Genomic DNA, 15,851 nt, shown 5'->3' with positions numbered 1-15,851 from the left:
GTTGTAAAGACGAAAACAAGCCCAATTTTTAAAAAATGAGCAAAAAAGCAAACCAAAACGTCTAGGCAGACATACAATAAGCTATCCATGAGAAACACCCCATGTTTGAACCTTCTTTGTTTTAGCAACAGAAAATCACGTTGAAAGGGAGTGCTTATATGTCTAATGCTGGATGTGGATTTGGTTCTGGTTTCGCTTTATTAGTTGTATTATTTATTCTATTAGTAATTATCGGATGTAGTTGTTATAGCGGTGGTTACGGTGGCTACTACGGCTGCTAATTATATCACTGAATAGCCTAAAGGATACCCTTTAGGCTTTTTTGTGTTCGTTATAAAAAGCTGGAAGAGATGATTAATCAGCAGGCTCAGTATCAACATGCGATTCAATTTTTTTCTCTTTCGGCAATTGATCAATAGAAGCCCAAGGCACGCGGCGAGGCTTATATTCAATCGCATCAGTAGAGTAAACGGCCACGCTTACGACTCCCCCGTGTACCTGCGCTCGAATCAACAAAGGATCACTGTACGTATTTTTAAAATGAAAGTCAGGTCCATACCAGCTGACGGTAGCGTCTCGCCCAGGAGGTACGTAGGAAACACTGCGGCTGTGTGAGTAGCGCTGCGTAATTGTGACACCAGCGTTATCGACGGCGTTAAATAAGGTAGAAGAAACTTGGCAAATTCCTCCTCCAACTCCTTCAGAATACTCTCCTTTTACAATGATTGGCGCACGCATATACCCTTTTGATGCCGTTCTTTTTCCAACGGTTTGATTAAAAGAGAAAACTTCCCCAGGAAATATGACGCTGCTGTCTAGTGATTCAGCCGCGAGAGAAATATTGTGAGAACGATTTTTATTATGAGGATTAAATACCGTATGATAATGACCGATTTGCTTAATGCGAATTGTTGCAAGCAGCTCCTTATCCACGCGAGGCGGAACAGGAAGCGTCGGGATTTCTAGTGTTGACGTACCGCCGTTAAAAAAATAAGTATAAAATTTCTCCGCAAAATCTTTATGATATAGTTTGACACCCGCTTGCTCAGGAACAATTTGTCCGCTTTTATCAATGCGGGCATTTAGGGGCTCTCTATATGTTTTTTTATCCAATTCTTTTAGAAGAAGATTGTATCGATCATGATCAACCATAGGTACAGGAAGAAGAGGTACTGCCACTTTGTCCCGTTCAATCCGTTCAATTGGTTTACCGTCATGAGTAATAGATAGGTGGTCTTGTGTAGAAAGAGGTTGAATGAGCATTAAAAGTCCAACCATCCAAGTGAAATTCATATCATATACCTCGCTTTCACCTGTTAGTATGAATAAAATGAACCGTTTAATGTATAGGATTCACAAGCTCTTTTTTTGTATTATTTTCCATGAGCCGAGCGTGTAAAAATTTCTATTTATAATTGTATGTGTACTTTCGCATATTACATAGAGAAACTACAAGGTAACGAGGGTAGACAATGACAAAATTAATGATTTTAGTCTTTATGCTTATTAGTTTTTTTGTGCATCCCCAAAAGATGAAAGCAGAAGAAAACCTTACGTACTTTCCAGTAAGTGACACAGGAAAAGTATTAAAGTGGAAACGTGTAGAAAGCTTACTGCCGAAGGGGAAAAAATTTAAAGTGATCGATGTAGAAACCGGTTTTTACTTTTATGTGCAGCGAAGAGCAGGCTCGCACCACGCAGATGTTCAGCCGCTTACACGTCAAGATACGAAAGTAATGAAGCACTTATATAATGGAAAATGGAGCTGGAACCGAAGAGCTGTTCTTATTCCGTTTAAAGGCCAAATGCTTGCAGCTTCCATGAATGGAATGCCTCACGGAGCCGGCGCGCTCGACAATGGGTTCCCCGGTCATTTTTGCATTCATTTTGCGGGGAGTACGACTCACAAGTCTCAAAATGTGGATCCAGGTCATCAGTTAATGGTATTAAAAGCAGGAGGAAAGCTTGATGAATATGCATTAAAAGCTGAGCCGGCAGAAGTCGTCAATATGTTTTTAACCGGATTAAAGCAAGATGACGATGCCTTAATGCAGCCGGTTTTGCGCGTAAAGCAAGAGCATAAGCTATGGGCAAAACTGCATAGTATCTCCACTATTTATTATAAAACGGACTTATTTCATGCAAAAAAGTATAAAACAAAAGAGAAAATCGCCGTAGATTGTCTTATTTATTACGAAGATAAAGGGGCACAAAAGACAACGATGGTTTTTACTTTAAAAAGAAATCCATTAACAAACGGATGGGAAATTTCTTCTCTTACATTGTAATGACCGATTATTTCTTAAAAACACATCTGACAGAAAACAGATGTGTTTTTAAGCATTTGTTTAGCTCTCTAGCCGTTCGCAATGTTATAGTGGAAAAACGTGCTTACATACGATAGAAAAGAATAAAAAAGGGTATAAGTAATAATATTACTCTTTCTGCAAAGAACTCTACAGCACGAAAGGAGAGGGTGTTTATTTTCTCATATTGGTTTAGCCGCTTAGTCGCTGCAGATCCTGGACGAAAAAGGCTCAAAACGGCTTCTAAAGCTACGATCAGCGTAATTACAGCGGTCGTTATTATGCTGATCGTATTAAAAGCAGCGGGAAGCTCACAAATTACCGCTGCTATTTTATCGGGCGTAATCGGCCTGATGGGTATATTGGTTGTGAATGATGAAACAACAAAAGCAAAAAAAGTGACCACAGGCTTAGTAGCACTTTCTAGCGCCGTTTCTCTCGGCATTGGCTCGTTTCTATCACAATATGGACAAGCAGAAAATGTTTTTCTCGTTCTGCTAGTGTTTTTGTCTTTTTATTTACAGAAATTTGGTATTCGCTATTTCTCTCTGTCGATGGTAGCATTTATGTCGTTTTATTTTGCTTCTATTTTACACGTTACATTTTCTCAGCTGCCGTGGCTGTTAGCTGGCGTTATAGTAGGAGCCTGCTGTGCATTTATCTATAATTTTGTCATCTTTAAAGACCGACCTGCCAACGTGCTGAGATCTTCAATGAAATCGTTTCATATTCAAGTGAATTTGGTGCTTGATTTAATTATTGAGTTAATTCAAAAGAAACAAATTGAACCTGCTCAAATTAAACAATACAACCGCAATATTAAAAAACTAGCGGAGTATGCCCGTGTGGCATCAGAAGAGCTTGGCAATACAGATCCTCACGACATATGGCCTGGCGTCACAGCTGAACAAATGCGCCTTTATGTATTTGATATAGTTATGCTGCTTCAGACATATTCCCCGGCAATTCGAAAACTCAGTGAATTAAAGGCATTTAATCATTTTGATATTCAGCAGCTGCTGTTAAAGCTAGTGGAATCGATTCGCGAAGCAGAGGTATTAAATGGAAATTCTACTCATTCACTAGCAGATGCAGCTCAGCATCTGCAAGAGCTGCGCCAAAAATTAAGTGAACTCGAACCTCAAGACAAAAGGTATAAAGACTGGCTTTACTTAATCCGCCGTATCGAAACGATATCAAATCACGTGATTGATGAAGCCTATGAGCTGCAGCAAGCAATTGTGAAGCAAGAAAAACAGCCTCAAAAAGAAGCGGAAGAAAAAGAAGACGATGAGAGTAAAGAAGAAGAAACAGGATTAAAACCGTCTACGAAAAAGTCTATTCAAGCGGTCATCACTGCTGTTGCGACCTTAATATTTGGCTCTTTTCTGTCTCCATCGCACCAATATTGGGCGCTCTTAGCAGGCTATTTAGTGCTTCTTGGTACAGAAACGATAGGAAGTACGTTTGTAAAAGCTGTACAGCGAAGTGTAGGCACGCTTTTAGGAGCAGCTGTGGGCTTTGTTGTCGCAAGCTTTGTCTCACCGGGAATACTTGAAATAACGCTGCTTTTTATCTGCGTGTTTATGGCTTTTTATTTCTTTCCCATTACGTACTCGTTTATGAGCTTTTGGATTACAATGATGCTGGCCTTTATGTATGACATGCTTCTTGGGGGAATTTCAGAGAGTTTATTGCTGGCTCGCGTATTAGACACAGTCGTAGGAGTTGGAATTGGCTTAGCCGTATCTGCTCTTGTGTTTCCTAAAAGAACAAGAGATAAAATAACCGACACGTCAGTAGAATACGTAGCGGCTTTAAAAGAATTTGTTCACACTTATTTGCATCGTTTTACGAATCAGTATGCGTTTGCCAATTTAGCTGATAAAGGAATGGAATTAGAAAAAAAGCTAAAACAGCTTCATGTTGACTCAGATCCTATTATCAAAGGTTTCGTTGGCCGTTCACGCCTTCAGCAATTTTTGACCGTCTTTACCGCTATTAATTATTACGCCAAGCATTTGGTGGCATCTTCTACTAGAAACGAAGCTTTTTATAAGGAAGCAGAATTTCATGGTGTAGTCAAGGAAGTGGAAGAGAAAGTGGCAAGCAATTTTTCTCAGCTTGAAAAAGCGCTGCGAGGAGAAAGAGGAACGTATGTATATACGCTTGAAGATGTCAGACAAAAAATTGAACAATCTTTAGATTATTTTGATACGTCCGTTCAATCAAGAAACTTACAGCATCTGCAGCTGCTGCATAACATTTATTACGTATGGAAAATCAATCAATCGGTTGTTCACTTAGCCAAAGAGCTAGGAGCAGAAGAAATAAGTAATGAAAACTAAAAACCAGCGAATATGTCGCTGGTTTTTAATCTGATGAATAAGGGGACGTATCTTTTCTAATTGTTCTCCACGTTGTTTTAAGACCGGCATAGCTGCCAATTGCGGCGTATCCATAAAAATATCCCATAAACAATCCGGCAATAATATGATGAGGGTGACTGATAAATACTGAAAACAGCACGCCGACAGCTAAAGCAATAGTCGGAACATACTGCTTTTTAGGATGAAAAAGCCATTTGATCAGCTGCGTCACGATTAATACGACAGGAACACCAATGACTGCGTCCCAAAAATTTGTATGAATTGTAGGGAAATCCATGTTCAAGCACCTCGTTAAATGTGTTGGATGTAAGATTATTTATGCTGCTTACCTAAGAACACTTCAATTAGAGTTATGAGGGGCTCCAGGTGGATAATAATAAGGAGGAATTTTGAGCCATCCTTTTTGCTGCATTAGAATTTTCACTTTTGATCCTAATATGACTTTTTCAGTGTGGAATTTCAACCACATTAATCCAATATCGGTTCTAATAGATTGTCCCATATTCGTGCTGCACATGACGATATTAGAGGCAATTTTTACAGATATTAAGTTAGCGATTTCAGAATCCGTGGCTTTTGCTCCTAATGGAATACTGTTAGGATCAGATTTCGGTTTGGTAGCCGGTATTTCAGGAAGGGGAATTCCTTCTTTAATCATTAATTTTTTGAGTGTATCAATCTGAGATTCAGCCAGGTTTTTTGAGTCTTGAACAAGCTTAAGCAGTTCACTGTTAGTTGTTGTATTAAGGCAAGTTTCTAAAGCAGGTATTTCTTCCGCTAAAGCAGTGAAATACAGCCAACACCCCATAGTCTCACCGATATGTGGGCGAGGAGGCGTATCATCTGTAGAAGAGTTCTTTATGTAATCAAGTAGTGTCTCAATGACGTTAATCATAACTTTTCACCCTTTATATAGTTTATGCATTTTCATTATTGCCTTCAGCAGAAAAGGATAAACACAGCTAGGAAATGTTACATATGAAATTGGTTATCATGAGTGGAAGGAAAAGCATCCTACTCAGCAATTTATAATGGTGATGGTACATTTACTGTAACCGCATCTAAAGGTATAAAAATTGTTGAAATGCTTGATAAATAGGTTGGTGCTAGAAGATAAAGTTAATAGAAAAAATCTCCTTGCTCATTAAGGAGATTTTTTTACCAGATGTATTATATCGTTTTTCTTCGATGCTCTCTCCATAACGAAGTTAGTTCTTCTGACCAATATTTATAATCAAATACCGTTATATTTTTGCTAGGCATAAAAACATTTAACAGCCAATTAACCCTTAATTTGTCTCTGGCGCCTATCGTTTTATCATTTCTACAGCAGCCTTCATCACAAGGTTTATCGTGTATCTTGTAAGGAATATTTTTAACGACTAATCCATTTTTCACACGTTTTGTGTACTCAATTCCTATAATCAAATATATCACTCCTCGCAGTAACTCTTATCTTCATAATCATATGTAGGGATGACTTCTTTAATTATATCCATTTCATTTTTTAATCGCTCATCAACGAATTAAAACAGCATATAAAAAAGGCAGCCAATAAAAATTGACTAGCCATCTCTTTAATATAAATGAGAACAGGCAAAGTGTTCTTTAAGGAAAGAGGAAGAAGGGTAGAAAACAAAAATAAAAAAGCCCTGCTGTAGGGCTTTTAAATCAAGCAACTTTTGATGCCACGACGATTACTTTACCGTGATCTAATTCTTCTTCATAGCGTTCAGCTTCCGGCTGTGATAATCCTAATGAACGCATTTTGGCACGAAGCTCGTCTCCTCGAGAACGAAACACATTCGCAATCGCATCAAAAACACCTTGTTCAGAAAGACCGATATTGTTTGTATTTGTTGCAGCTGTTAAATCCTCGGAGCGATCTTGATGGTGTGCAAGTAAATAAACTTCGTCCTTTGTAAATCCTTCACGCAAAAATTGTTCGATTGTATCTTTTGCCTGTACGCCATTTTCAACTACTTTTACATTTACCATTTCAAACAACCTCCTTGTATGATAGACAACTTTCTAGAATATATTTAGTAATGAAGAGAAGTTTAAGTAACTTATCTCCTTGCTTTGTGTATACACGTTATTAGAAGTGATAAAACCTATTTCCAGAAATTGAGTTAAAAAATCTAACATAGAAAAAGAGGGAAAAGCGCTGTTATTTTTAAGGAGAATCTGGGAAAGGATCAGCAGGAAGAGGCTTTAGCAAGCCTAGCATTTCGCTTGCATAATTATTTTTACTTGTACGCCAAATACTACTTTTTCGGTATGAAGTTTAAGCCACAGACGTACGCACATTTTAAAAAAAATCCTTCAACCTAGGACAGGCACCCGTGCACATTCCTTTCTTTTTCATATACTGATAGGGACAAAGAAAGAAGGAGATGATAGTAGAATGGGATGTTGCAAAAAGAGATTCCACAACTGTGAGGACCATCATCACAGCAGATGCTCTCGTAAGAAAAGATGTCACAAGCATGACGACTATGGTCACAGCAGATGCTCTTGCAAGAAAAGATGCCACAAGCATGACGACTACGACTATGGCCACAGCAAATGCTCTTGCGAGAAAAAATGCCATAAGCATGACGGGTATGAGAAAAAACATCATTGTGAAGACCACTGCGACAATGATTACCGCTTAATTGTTTTTTAATATAAAAGTGAAAATGTAGAACAAATTCCAAAAAGCCTGTATCTTAAGTAAGGAATTAAGATACAGGCTTTTTTCATACATAAAAAATAAAAGCTTAAGATGAAAGACGTTCTTTTTGTTTTTCATACACGGAAGTGGATTCATTCCACGTATAACGACCGTCTTGCAACTGAATGGTCGCGCTGAATGGACAGTCTATTGACGTTTCTGCGTCATCTAAACTGCTTTCAAGTAATCTTTTTTTGAATCGCATCAAATCTTCTTTTGACGCAATTCGAAAAACCATTTCTAACGTAAGATCATCGTCCATTGCATTGTGTAATTGACTGATGCTTTTTCGGAATTCTTTATTATATTGAAGCATAATTTTAATGTCTGCTACGCAAGCAACACCAAACACATCTTTTACAACAGACTCAACCGTTAACTGTGTTGTCGAAGCATACGTTGAAATATCACGCTGAGGATTTTCTAAATAATAAATCGTTTCTACAGGATGTCTCGTCATAAGCACCTCTTTCTTACTACTTATTATACAGGAAAAAAGGGGGGAATGGGGAAAAGAATTTTAGGAAGGGGTTACACAAGAAATAAAAAAAGCCCTCTTATTAAATAAGAGGGAAATAAATGTGATAGGAATTAATAAAAATCTTTTTCAGAAAAACGCGACGAGATTTTTGCGACTGTGAGAGCGGCATTGATAGTAGTAGTTCCGGCAGCAGTTGTTACCGTTGCTGTAACTGTCACCGTATCGCCTCTTCTTAAATAACGGACGAGTGATGCTGTAGCCCTATCAGCAGAAGAAGGAACAGTTTGAGTAAAGCCTCCAGCGTTGATCGTATACGAAACAGTTGTGGTAGCTAAAACAGGAGTGAAGAATACTAAAAATGAAATAAAATACTCTCCGCTTTCTAAAACTTCTATTCCACTAGAAACAACTCGTACGTTCTCACTTGGAGACAGAAGGTTGGTAAATGTTAGGGGAGTGTTTACAGCCGTTCCTGTTATTGTTGTACCTGTTACTGTGCCAAACGCAGGTCTATCATCAAAATCTGGTCTCTCACAATCATCGTCGCAGCATTTTTTGCAGTGATGTCTATGCCAATCATTATTACAGCGGTGTCTGCGATCATTGTCAGGACTACCTTTTAAATAATTTTTGTAATAATATGACATGTTTTCACCTCACCTTAGGTTTGAAGGCTTTCACCTTCTAGTATAGTAAATGCAGGAGGTGAAGGTTTTGCAATGGACAAGGGTTTAATTATATAAAAATATGATTATCTAATAAGGTAAGAATATTTAAAGTTAATTAAAAGATAGATTGATGTTTTTTGTTTAATATGCATTGATCAAGAGAATAAGAAATAAGTGTATAAAAAAAGGGTTCCTATGAAAAAATGAGCCGTATAATTAAAAATATTTAAAATTTCTAAATTGATAATTGAATCATGTTATTTGGGGATTTTTACATGTGCGATACTTTGCTTATTGGTAGTCATAGTAAAAATACCTCTGCTAGAGAGCAGAGGTAAAAACATTTAGTTAATTGTAATCTAGATGAATAAATATTTGCTGTCTATTTATTAATTAGCTTCAATTTCTGAAGCTGTAAATGTGTAGCTAATTACATTCGTACGGTCAATATCAATAGTAGATAGCGGAGCAAGAGCAGCATCTGCAGGAGGAGTTAAACCAGTTAAAACAAGATTGAAAGGACCTAAATCAATTGTTAAGAAATACTCGTTTTCGCCAAGTGGAGGATTTGTATCCACAGCATGGATAGAAGTTGTGATGCGGCTAAATAGAATACTGACTCCAAGACCAGCTCCAGCAGCAGAAAGTGGTGTTAATATAGATATTCCTGCAAGTGAACTTGAATCTGTTTTTTCAGAAATTAGTACAGTTCCTGTAGAGCCTTTACGCCAAATTCTAAATGTTGCCGGCACTGCTAACGGAATAGAAATCCCAAGAGTTCTTAAAATCTGTAGAAGAATTCCAAGTGCAAGACCTACGAGGCTAACACTATCTGGCTGCCACTCAATTGTAGCATCTAATGCTACTCGATCTGAGCGATCGTCAACACAAACTTCTACTTCTGCAATAGCATCGTTTAAATTAGGAATTGCCGTTGAAGAAACTGGTACTGCAGGGAATTGATCTACATCGAACTCAGTTAATAAACCTTTTTCTTCTTCCTCATAATGCTTGTGATGTTCCATTTTGCAATCATCTTTCTCCTCATGTTTTTTGCAATCCTCTTTACACTCATGTTTCTTATGCTCGCCTTTAATATACTTTTTGTCATAATATGACATAAACTTTCACCTCCGAGTTATTTAAGAGGTTTTTTAAGCCTCTTGATATATATAATGCTAAAGCTTACTAAGGTGGACTAGGTTACCGTCTAAAATTATAAAAAAGGGCATTTGGCCAGCCCTTAGAACTAATAGCGTAGTGATCTCATAGTAATTGGGGTGTTTTTTATCTGATTTCCTTTAAAACTAGCTTGGATCAAAAAAACTTAGAGGGTTGAATATATATGTGACGGGAGAGAAATAGAAATAAGTTTAATTTACAATTGTACTTTAATAAAATTAACAGAAGAAAGTGCAATAAATACACTTCGATTTTCTCTTTCATAACCTATTACAGTTTCTTCTAATTTAATCAACCCATCTTCAAAGTTTGTTAAAACACCTTCAAAAAGCGCATTATCAGTAGCAATTTCTAAAGTTAGTCCAATAGATTGGAGAAGCTGAGTTTCTAAAAGTAGCGAAAAATTCATTATAAATCACCATCTTCATTTAGAAGAATTACTGCATTAATACTAGCTAACGGAATATAAACAAAATTATTTTCGGACTGTTTTAACACAACGTAATCAAGAGGAATTTTGATAACAGACCCTCTTTCTACAACTTCTTCACCTATGACAGAACCAAAATTTGTAACGATTTCTACACTTGAATTTATGGCTGTGATAAGTAATGCCCGAACTTGGGCAATTTCTTGTGCTGATAAAACTTGTGCCATTGTAAATCATTCCTTTCATTTTTAATCATACATTTCAATATATTCAAAAAGTCTTCTATTGACAGGGACAAACTTCCTATACTTAAAAAAAGGGCGGGATTTTAAGGACATCATAAAAGATTCAAGATTACTTGTCTCACCTTTCATATGCGATTGCATATAGTAATGTGAGGTGAATGTAAAAATGTTATATGAACGGACTTTAGGACTAGTGAGCATAGTAGTAACCTGCCATAATATCTCATCTTTCATTAAAGAATGTTTAGATGGTTTATTAAAACAAACGTATCGTAATATAGAAGTTATTTTAGTGAACGATGCATCTTCAGATGACACAAGTAGTGTAATAAAAGAGTGGATAGCGGAAAACGACCCTTCTTTTCATGTTGAAGTAATAGAGTTGCCCCGTAACGTCGGGTTTGCAGGTGCCTCGACCATTGGCTATTTTTTAAGTAAAGGAGAGTACATTGCAGTGCATGATGGTGACGATATATCGCATCCTGAACGGTTAGAAAAACAGGTAGCTTATTTAGAAAAACATCCCGAGATTGACGTGCTAGGATCAAGCTATGCTTATTTTCACGATGGGAATTTTCAAGAATTCAAAAAAGAAAATTGGCTTCGATATGGAAAAAACATTCGCGAATTATATGCAAAAGGCGGACACTGCGTGTGCCATGGGACGCTTTTGTTTCGAGGTGAAGTGTTTGACAAAATAGGAGGTCCGACGCGCAGAATTAAAGGCGCTGAAGACTATGAGTTTATTGCAAAATGCTTAAATGCAAAGCTGAATGTGGAAAACTTACCCGACGTTTTATACTATTATCGTTTTCACTCAAAACAGCGTTCTCAACAATTTTATAGAAAGGAAGCCACAAAAGATGAGTAATGAATCTCTGCGTATACTAATGGTTTTAGACAGTATTGAAGTAGGCGGAACGGAAACGCACGTATTTAGTTTAGCTAAAGAGATGCTTAGAAAAGGCATCCATATAGTCATTGCTGGGAATAAAGGCAGAATGATAGATAAATTTTATGACTTAGGCTGCCCCATTTATGAAGTTGATTTTCCTTATACATTAAATATAGAAGAAGAAAAAAGAAATGAGCTAATCAGCCAAGTTGAGCAAATTATTGAAAAAGAAGATATTTCTCTTGTTCATGCTCACCAAACTCCTTCAGCATACCTAACTTTTTCGGTTGCAAAACAAAGAAGAATTCCCACTATTTTCACGGTCCACGGCACATATTACCCTAAAAGTGAATTACTCAAAGTAGTAGCACTTGCTTCAGCCACCATATGCGTTAGTCCCCCGGTATACGAATATGTTCAAGAAGAAACATCAGTCGAGCCGATTTTAATTGCCAATGGAGTTGATACAAAAGAATACAGTGAAAGGGATGTAACGGAGTTAAAAGCTCAATTGAACATTCCTGAAGAAGCATTTGTTTTGTTATACAGCAGCCGCATTAATTGGACAAAGGCAAATATTTGTATGATGCTGCTTCGGGCGTGCAAAGATGTAAAGCTGTCGAAAGCTCCTCACCTTCATGTTGTGGTAGTAGGAGACGGCCCTCGCTTTAAAGATCTTGAAAATTTAACTGACTTAATTCATCGCACGTGTAAAGATTCATTTATTCATCTTGTAGGTGAAAAACAAGATATGCAACACTATTATCCCATAGCAGATTGTGTTGTAGGAACAGGGCGAGTAGCGCTTGAAGCAATGGCTTGTACAAAGCCTGTGCTAGCCGTTGGCAATCACGGTTATTTTGGATTGGTAGATAAAAATGAGTATGACAATGCGTGGAACTATTATTTCGGAGATCATAACTCTCGCCACGCCTGCAGTCGATTTACGTTAGCTCGTGATTTAGGTACTATTATTGCTTCTTCCCAACAGCTTAAAAATATTGGACTTCAGTCAAGAGAGTGGATTTTAAACAAATTCGAGGTCACAAAAGTAACGGAAGAATTGATAGAGTTATATCTTGATAAACTAAAGGATGAGACAACATGAAAAAAGTGCTGTATATAGGCTGGATTGGGTTTGGGAATTTAGGAGACGAACTGCTTTGGCATGTGTTTAAAGAGCTGAGCGAACAGTATTACAGTGAAGAGGAAATTGAAATTACTCCTTCTTTTCCAGGAGTTGATTTTAAAAACGTAGAGCCTTACGATACCATAGTTTTAGGAGGAGGATCTCTATTACTGCCGGGTTATCTTCAAGTCTTGCAAAAAGCAGCTGATTTAGGAAAAGATATTTTAATTTGGGGAAGCGGAATGGACTGGGTTGAAAAAGAACAGCTGGATAAAATGCTGGCGGGAGAAAACATTTCTTTACGTAAGCTTTTTACTGAAAAAGACGGCGAGCTAATGAAAGATGTTTTTAATCGCGTATCTTTTGTAGGGATAAGAGGACCACTCGCTAAAAAAGCGTTAGAAGCAATAGGAGTCGATTCTGAAAAAATACGCATTATCGGAGATCCTGGCTTGTTGTTAAGTGCTAATAGGGTAGGAGATAAAAAAGAAAAAATTATTGGTGTGAACTGGGGAACTACGTATAACCGTTTATATGGAGGAAATGAGCTGGCAGTCGAAGACGCACTAGCAAGCGCTTGTAAGAAACTAATTCAACAAGGGTACAAAATAGCTATCTATCTTGTATGGGGAAGTGATAAAGCTTCGTGTCAGAGACTGTTTGATAAAATTAATGATTCAGAACATGTGGTGTTGGATGAAAAGCTGTATAAAGAACAAGAGCTGATGACTATTTTATCTCGTTACACTATGACGATTAATTTTAAGCTTCATGCAAATATTTTATCTTTAGCAGCAGGTGTTCCGTGTGTGGCGCTAGGGTATCGCTTTAAAGTGTTTGACTTAGCGTATTCTCTTGGTTTAGAAAAATGTGTGGTGTCGCCCGATTCTCTAACTTTAGAAAAAGATGTTCTTAGTCGAATAGCATATATTGAAACCAATTACGATGATATATTGAGTCAGTATAAAGAAAGTGAAAATTTATATAAGCCTTATTTAATAGAACCTTTTCGAAAAAAAATATTCTAAACCGTAAAAAGCAAGTGTCTTTGTAAGGTACTTGCTTTTTGCATTACATATATTTCTTCATGAAGTTATGCTAGAAATAACACAGCAGCTAATTTTTTGTTAGAATAGGAAGAGCAGTTGTAATGTTTATCCTCGATTAATAATCCCTCAACTACTATTTCTACTTATTTTAAAGGAGGACGCAATTTTGCAGTTTGAACAAGCTTTAACACATTTACAGTCCTATTTTGGCTATGATTCATTTCGAAAAGGACAGGAAGAGTCGATTCGTTATGTTTTAGAAGGGCACAATACCGCTTGTATTATGCCAACAGGAGGAGGGAAATCGCTTTGTTATCAGATTCCTTCATTGCTATTAGAAGGTACGACACTGGTTATTTCTCCGTTGATTTCTTTGATGAAAGACCAAGTGGATACGCTGAACGCAGCTGGTATTCCGGCCACGTATATTAACAGCTCGCTGACGCACACAGAGGTACAGCAGCGCTTGGAAGAAGTAGCGCTTGGTGAATATAAGTTACTTTATGTAGCGCCGGAACGACTGGAGTCTCCGCAGTTTTTAGAGCAGCTTCAAATGCTTCCCATTCCGCTTGTAGCGGTAGATGAAGCGCACTGTATTTCACAGTGGGGCCATGATTTCAGACCGAGTTATTTGCGCATCAATGAACTCATCAGCAAGCTGTCTAATGCTCCGATTGTAATGGGGCTGACGGCTACTGCGACGCCTCAAGTGCGTGAAGATATTTGCCGAGCTCTTCATATTAATGAAGAATACACAGTGATGACTGGCTTTGAACGTGAAAATTTATCGTTCGCTGTTGTGAAAGGTCAGGATCGAATCAGCTATATTGATCAGTATATCCGTAAAAATGACCAAGAAGCAGGCATCATTTATGCCGCTACGCGTAAAGATGTTGAAGAGCTTCACGCTAGATTGCAAAAGTCAGGAGTTAACGTATCAAAATACCATGCTGGTATGAACGCAAACAGCCGTGATGAAGAGCAAAATCGCTTTCTTCAAGATGATGTTCAGGTAATGATAGCCACGTCTGCCTTCGGAATGGGGATTGATAAATCAAATATTCGCTTTGTTCTTCACTATCAGCTTCCGAAAAATATGGAAAGTTATTACCAAGAAGCAGGACGTGCTGGTCGTGACGGACTTCCAAGTGAATGTATCGTGCTTTATTCACCTCAAGATATTCGCGTGCAGCGCTTTTTGATTGAACAGTCAACGTCGAATCCTAAAAAGCAGATTCAAGATCTTGAAAAGCTGCAAAGTATGGTGAACTACTGTCATACAGAAGGCTGTTTACAGGCGTATATTCTTCATTATTTTGGAGAAAGTGAAGCGCATGAGTGCGGACGCTGCAGCAACTGTACGGATGATCGCGTGGAAATAGACGTAACGGTTGATACGCAAAAAGTGTTATCTTGTATGATTCGTATGGGTGAACGTTTCGGTAAAATGATGATTGCTCAAGTGTTAACGGGTTCTCGAAATAAAAAAGTAATTGATTTTGGTTTTGATAAACTGAAAACGTACGGCGTCATGAGCGACCGGTCCGCTAAAGAAGTAAGCGATTTTATCGAGTATTTGATTTCAGAGCAGTTTATTTTAGTAGGACAAGGGTCATTTCCTACTTTATCCGTAGCGGCCAAAGGAAAAGGTGTGCTTCTCGGGACGGAAAAAGTGATGAGAAAAGAACAAATGGAAGTGAAGCAAATTGTCCAAGACGACGAGCTGTTTGCTCATTTGCGTTCCATTCGAAAGCAGCTGGCAGACGAAGCCGGCGTACCTCCTTTTGTCATTTTCTCAGACGATACTCTTCATGATATGTGTACAAAACTTCCGGTGACGCTCCAGCAGTTCGCCACTGTAAAAGGAGTCGGAGAACAAAAACAAGAGCGATACGGAGAACGATTTACGACTGAAATCAAACATTTTTGTGAGAAACATCCGGACCGAAAGCGAGAAGTGTCAGCGCCTGCTCCGAAAAAAGCAAGAGCTTCATCAAAAGAAGGGTCTCATTTAGTAACATATGAGCTATTTCAGCAAGGAAAATCGTTAGATGAAATTGCTGAAGAACGTGAATTGAGCCGCATTACCATTGAAAATCACTTGTTTAAATGTGCGGAAGAAGAAAAAGAAATTGACTGGTCACCTTTTCTTTCAGAGGAGGACGAACAGCTTATTTTAGAAGCTGCTTCCTCAGTAGGCGATGAAAAGTTAAAGCCAATCAAAGAAGAATTACCTGAAAATCTCACTTATTTCATGATAAAAGTAGCGCTGTTTAAACAAAAAATGAAGCAGATATCTTGAACAAAAAGCTCCTATTAAAGGAGCTTTTTGTGTTGAGTAAGCGAGTTTACTGATAAAA

Annotated in this window: 18 protein-coding genes; 8 read left to right on the top strand and 10 right to left on the bottom strand. The window is 37.8% G+C overall.

The annotated features are described in order from the left end of the window. The first annotated feature begins 158 nt into the window (after positions 1-158). Positions 159-281, top strand: a complete 123-nt coding sequence (locus N178_RS25670) for a YjcZ family sporulation protein (RefSeq protein ID WP_013083059.1) — start codon at positions 159-161, stop codon at positions 279-281. 73 nt (positions 282-354) lie between these two features. On the opposite strand, the gene N178_RS03040 is transcribed toward N178_RS25670, so the two are convergent. Further along, positions 355-1,293: a VanW family protein gene (locus N178_RS03040; RefSeq protein WP_045290357.1), complete on the bottom strand. Its 939-nt coding sequence runs from the start codon at positions 1,291-1,293 to the stop codon at positions 355-357. Positions 1,294-1,472: 179 nt separating this feature from the next. On the opposite strand from N178_RS03040, the gene N178_RS03035 reads away from it, so the two are divergent. Together N178_RS03035 and N178_RS03030 are read left to right on the top strand one after the other, a co-directional pair. Then, the gene (locus N178_RS03035; protein WP_045290355.1) at positions 1,473-2,288 is read left to right on the top strand and encodes a hypothetical protein; all 816 of its coding nucleotides are present in this window, start codon (positions 1,473-1,475) and stop codon (positions 2,286-2,288) included. Positions 2,289-2,476: 188 nt separating this feature from the next. Then, positions 2,477-4,654, top strand: coding sequence for an FUSC family protein (locus N178_RS03030; RefSeq protein ID WP_045290353.1), 2,178 nt, complete (start codon positions 2,477-2,479; stop codon positions 4,652-4,654). 25 nt (positions 4,655-4,679) lie between these two features. Here the strand turns inward: N178_RS03030 and N178_RS03025 are convergent, their stop codons facing one another. The 4 genes from N178_RS03025 to N178_RS03010 form a co-directional block, all read right to left on the bottom strand. After that, positions 4,680-4,973: a hypothetical protein gene (locus tag N178_RS03025; protein ID WP_025752303.1), complete on the bottom strand. Its 294-nt coding sequence runs from the start codon at positions 4,971-4,973 to the stop codon at positions 4,680-4,682. Positions 4,974-5,036: 63 nt separating this feature from the next. Next, a complete protein-coding gene (locus N178_RS03020) occupies positions 5,037-5,591 on the bottom strand; it encodes a DUF3231 family protein (RefSeq protein ID WP_045290350.1) in 555 nt (184 codons plus the stop codon). 275 nt (positions 5,592-5,866) lie between these two features. Further along, the gene (locus N178_RS03015) at positions 5,867-6,133 is read right to left on the bottom strand and encodes a hypothetical protein (protein ID WP_237758380.1); all 267 of its coding nucleotides are present in this window, start codon (positions 6,131-6,133) and stop codon (positions 5,867-5,869) included. Positions 6,134-6,367: 234 nt separating this feature from the next. Continuing rightward, complete coding sequence (locus tag N178_RS03010; protein WP_013056955.1) at positions 6,368-6,694, bottom strand: YflT domain-containing protein; 327 nt, start codon at positions 6,692-6,694, stop codon at positions 6,368-6,370. Between the two features lie 398 nt (positions 6,695-7,092). On the opposite strand from N178_RS03010, the gene N178_RS03005 reads away from it, so the two are divergent. After that, on the top strand, positions 7,093-7,353 hold the full coding sequence (locus tag N178_RS03005; RefSeq protein WP_045290346.1) for a hypothetical protein: 261 nt from the start codon (positions 7,093-7,095) through the stop codon (positions 7,351-7,353). 105 nt (positions 7,354-7,458) lie between these two features. Here N178_RS03005 and N178_RS03000 read toward each other — a convergent pair whose 3' ends face one another. The 5 genes from N178_RS03000 to N178_RS02980 form a co-directional block, all read right to left on the bottom strand. Further along, a complete protein-coding gene (locus N178_RS03000; RefSeq protein WP_237758379.1) occupies positions 7,459-7,872 on the bottom strand; it encodes a hypothetical protein in 414 nt (137 codons plus the stop codon). A gap of 131 nt (positions 7,873-8,003) precedes the next feature. Continuing rightward, positions 8,004-8,540, bottom strand: a complete 537-nt coding sequence (locus N178_RS02995; RefSeq protein WP_045290343.1) for a hypothetical protein — start codon at positions 8,538-8,540, stop codon at positions 8,004-8,006. A 410-nt stretch (positions 8,541-8,950) separates the two neighbouring features. Beyond that, a complete protein-coding gene (locus N178_RS02990; RefSeq protein ID WP_237758378.1) occupies positions 8,951-9,682 on the bottom strand; it encodes a hypothetical protein in 732 nt (243 codons plus the stop codon). A 257-nt stretch (positions 9,683-9,939) separates the two neighbouring features. Next, on the bottom strand, positions 9,940-10,152 hold the full coding sequence (locus tag N178_RS02985) for a hypothetical protein (RefSeq protein WP_045290341.1): 213 nt from the start codon (positions 10,150-10,152) through the stop codon (positions 9,940-9,942). After that, positions 10,152-10,400 (bottom strand): hypothetical protein, encoded by a 249-nt coding sequence (locus N178_RS02980; protein WP_045290340.1) that lies wholly within the window; start codon positions 10,398-10,400, stop codon positions 10,152-10,154. The genes N178_RS02985 and N178_RS02980 overlap by 1 nt, the downstream gene beginning before the upstream one ends. A 184-nt stretch (positions 10,401-10,584) precedes the next feature. Here N178_RS02980 and N178_RS02975 point away from each other — a divergent pair, with 184 nt between their 5' ends. From N178_RS02975 to recQ, 4 genes are all read left to right on the top strand, one after another. Beyond that, the gene (locus tag N178_RS02975) at positions 10,585-11,289 is read left to right on the top strand and encodes a glycosyltransferase family 2 protein (protein WP_045290338.1); all 705 of its coding nucleotides are present in this window, start codon (positions 10,585-10,587) and stop codon (positions 11,287-11,289) included. Beyond that, positions 11,282-12,421 (top strand): glycosyltransferase, encoded by a 1,140-nt coding sequence (locus tag N178_RS02970; protein WP_045290336.1) that lies wholly within the window; start codon positions 11,282-11,284, stop codon positions 12,419-12,421. Before N178_RS02975 ends, N178_RS02970 begins: the two co-directional genes overlap by 8 nt. Next, the gene (locus tag N178_RS02965) at positions 12,418-13,470 is read left to right on the top strand and encodes a polysaccharide pyruvyl transferase family protein (protein ID WP_045290332.1); all 1,053 of its coding nucleotides are present in this window, start codon (positions 12,418-12,420) and stop codon (positions 13,468-13,470) included. The genes N178_RS02970 and N178_RS02965 overlap by 4 nt, the downstream gene beginning before the upstream one ends. 187 nt (positions 13,471-13,657) lie before the next feature. Next, complete coding sequence (gene recQ / locus N178_RS02960) at positions 13,658-15,793, top strand: DNA helicase RecQ (RefSeq protein ID WP_045290331.1); 2,136 nt, start codon at positions 13,658-13,660, stop codon at positions 15,791-15,793. Positions 15,794-15,851 lie beyond the last annotated feature (58 nt).

This window comes from Priestia aryabhattai B8W22, assembly GCF_000956595.1.
GTDB lineage: Bacteria > Bacillota > Bacilli > Bacillales > Bacillaceae_H > Priestia > Priestia aryabhattai.
The sequence above is the reverse complement of the archived record's forward strand: the minus strand, read 5'-3'. Positions and strand labels throughout refer to the sequence as shown.

Coding starts and splice junctions, on each gene's coding strand:
- N178_RS25670 (WP_013083059.1), top strand. CDS start 159: ATGTCTAATGCTGGATGTGGATTTGGTTCTGGTTTCGCTTTATTAGTT.
- N178_RS03040 (WP_045290357.1), bottom strand. CDS start 1,293: ATGAATTTCACTTGGATGGTTGGACTTTTAATGCTCATTCAACCTCTT.
- N178_RS03035 (WP_045290355.1), top strand. CDS start 1,473: ATGACAAAATTAATGATTTTAGTCTTTATGCTTATTAGTTTTTTTGTG.
- N178_RS03025 (WP_025752303.1), bottom strand. CDS start 4,973: ATGGATTTCCCTACAATTCATACAAATTTTTGGGACGCAGTCATTGGT.
- N178_RS03020 (WP_045290350.1), bottom strand. CDS start 5,591: ATGATTAACGTCATTGAGACACTACTTGATTACATAAAGAACTCTTCT.
- N178_RS03010 (WP_013056955.1), bottom strand. CDS start 6,694: ATGGTAAATGTAAAAGTAGTTGAAAATGGCGTACAGGCAAAAGATACA.
- N178_RS03005 (WP_045290346.1), top strand. CDS start 7,093: ATGATAGTAGAATGGGATGTTGCAAAAAGAGATTCCACAACTGTGAGG.
- N178_RS03000 (WP_237758379.1), bottom strand. CDS start 7,872: ATGACGAGACATCCTGTAGAAACGATTTATTATTTAGAAAATCCTCAG.
- N178_RS02995 (WP_045290343.1), bottom strand. CDS start 8,540: ATGTCATATTATTACAAAAATTATTTAAAAGGTAGTCCTGACAATGAT.
- N178_RS02990 (WP_237758378.1), bottom strand. CDS start 9,682: ATGTCATATTATGACAAAAAGTATATTAAAGGCGAGCATAAGAAACAT.
- N178_RS02985 (WP_045290341.1), bottom strand. CDS start 10,152: ATGAATTTTTCGCTACTTTTAGAAACTCAGCTTCTCCAATCTATTGGA.
- N178_RS02980 (WP_045290340.1), bottom strand. CDS start 10,400: ATGGCACAAGTTTTATCAGCACAAGAAATTGCCCAAGTTCGGGCATTA.
- N178_RS02975 (WP_045290338.1), top strand. CDS start 10,585: ATGTTATATGAACGGACTTTAGGACTAGTGAGCATAGTAGTAACCTGC.
- N178_RS02970 (WP_045290336.1), top strand. CDS start 11,282: ATGAGTAATGAATCTCTGCGTATACTAATGGTTTTAGACAGTATTGAA.
- N178_RS02965 (WP_045290332.1), top strand. CDS start 12,418: ATGAAAAAAGTGCTGTATATAGGCTGGATTGGGTTTGGGAATTTAGGA.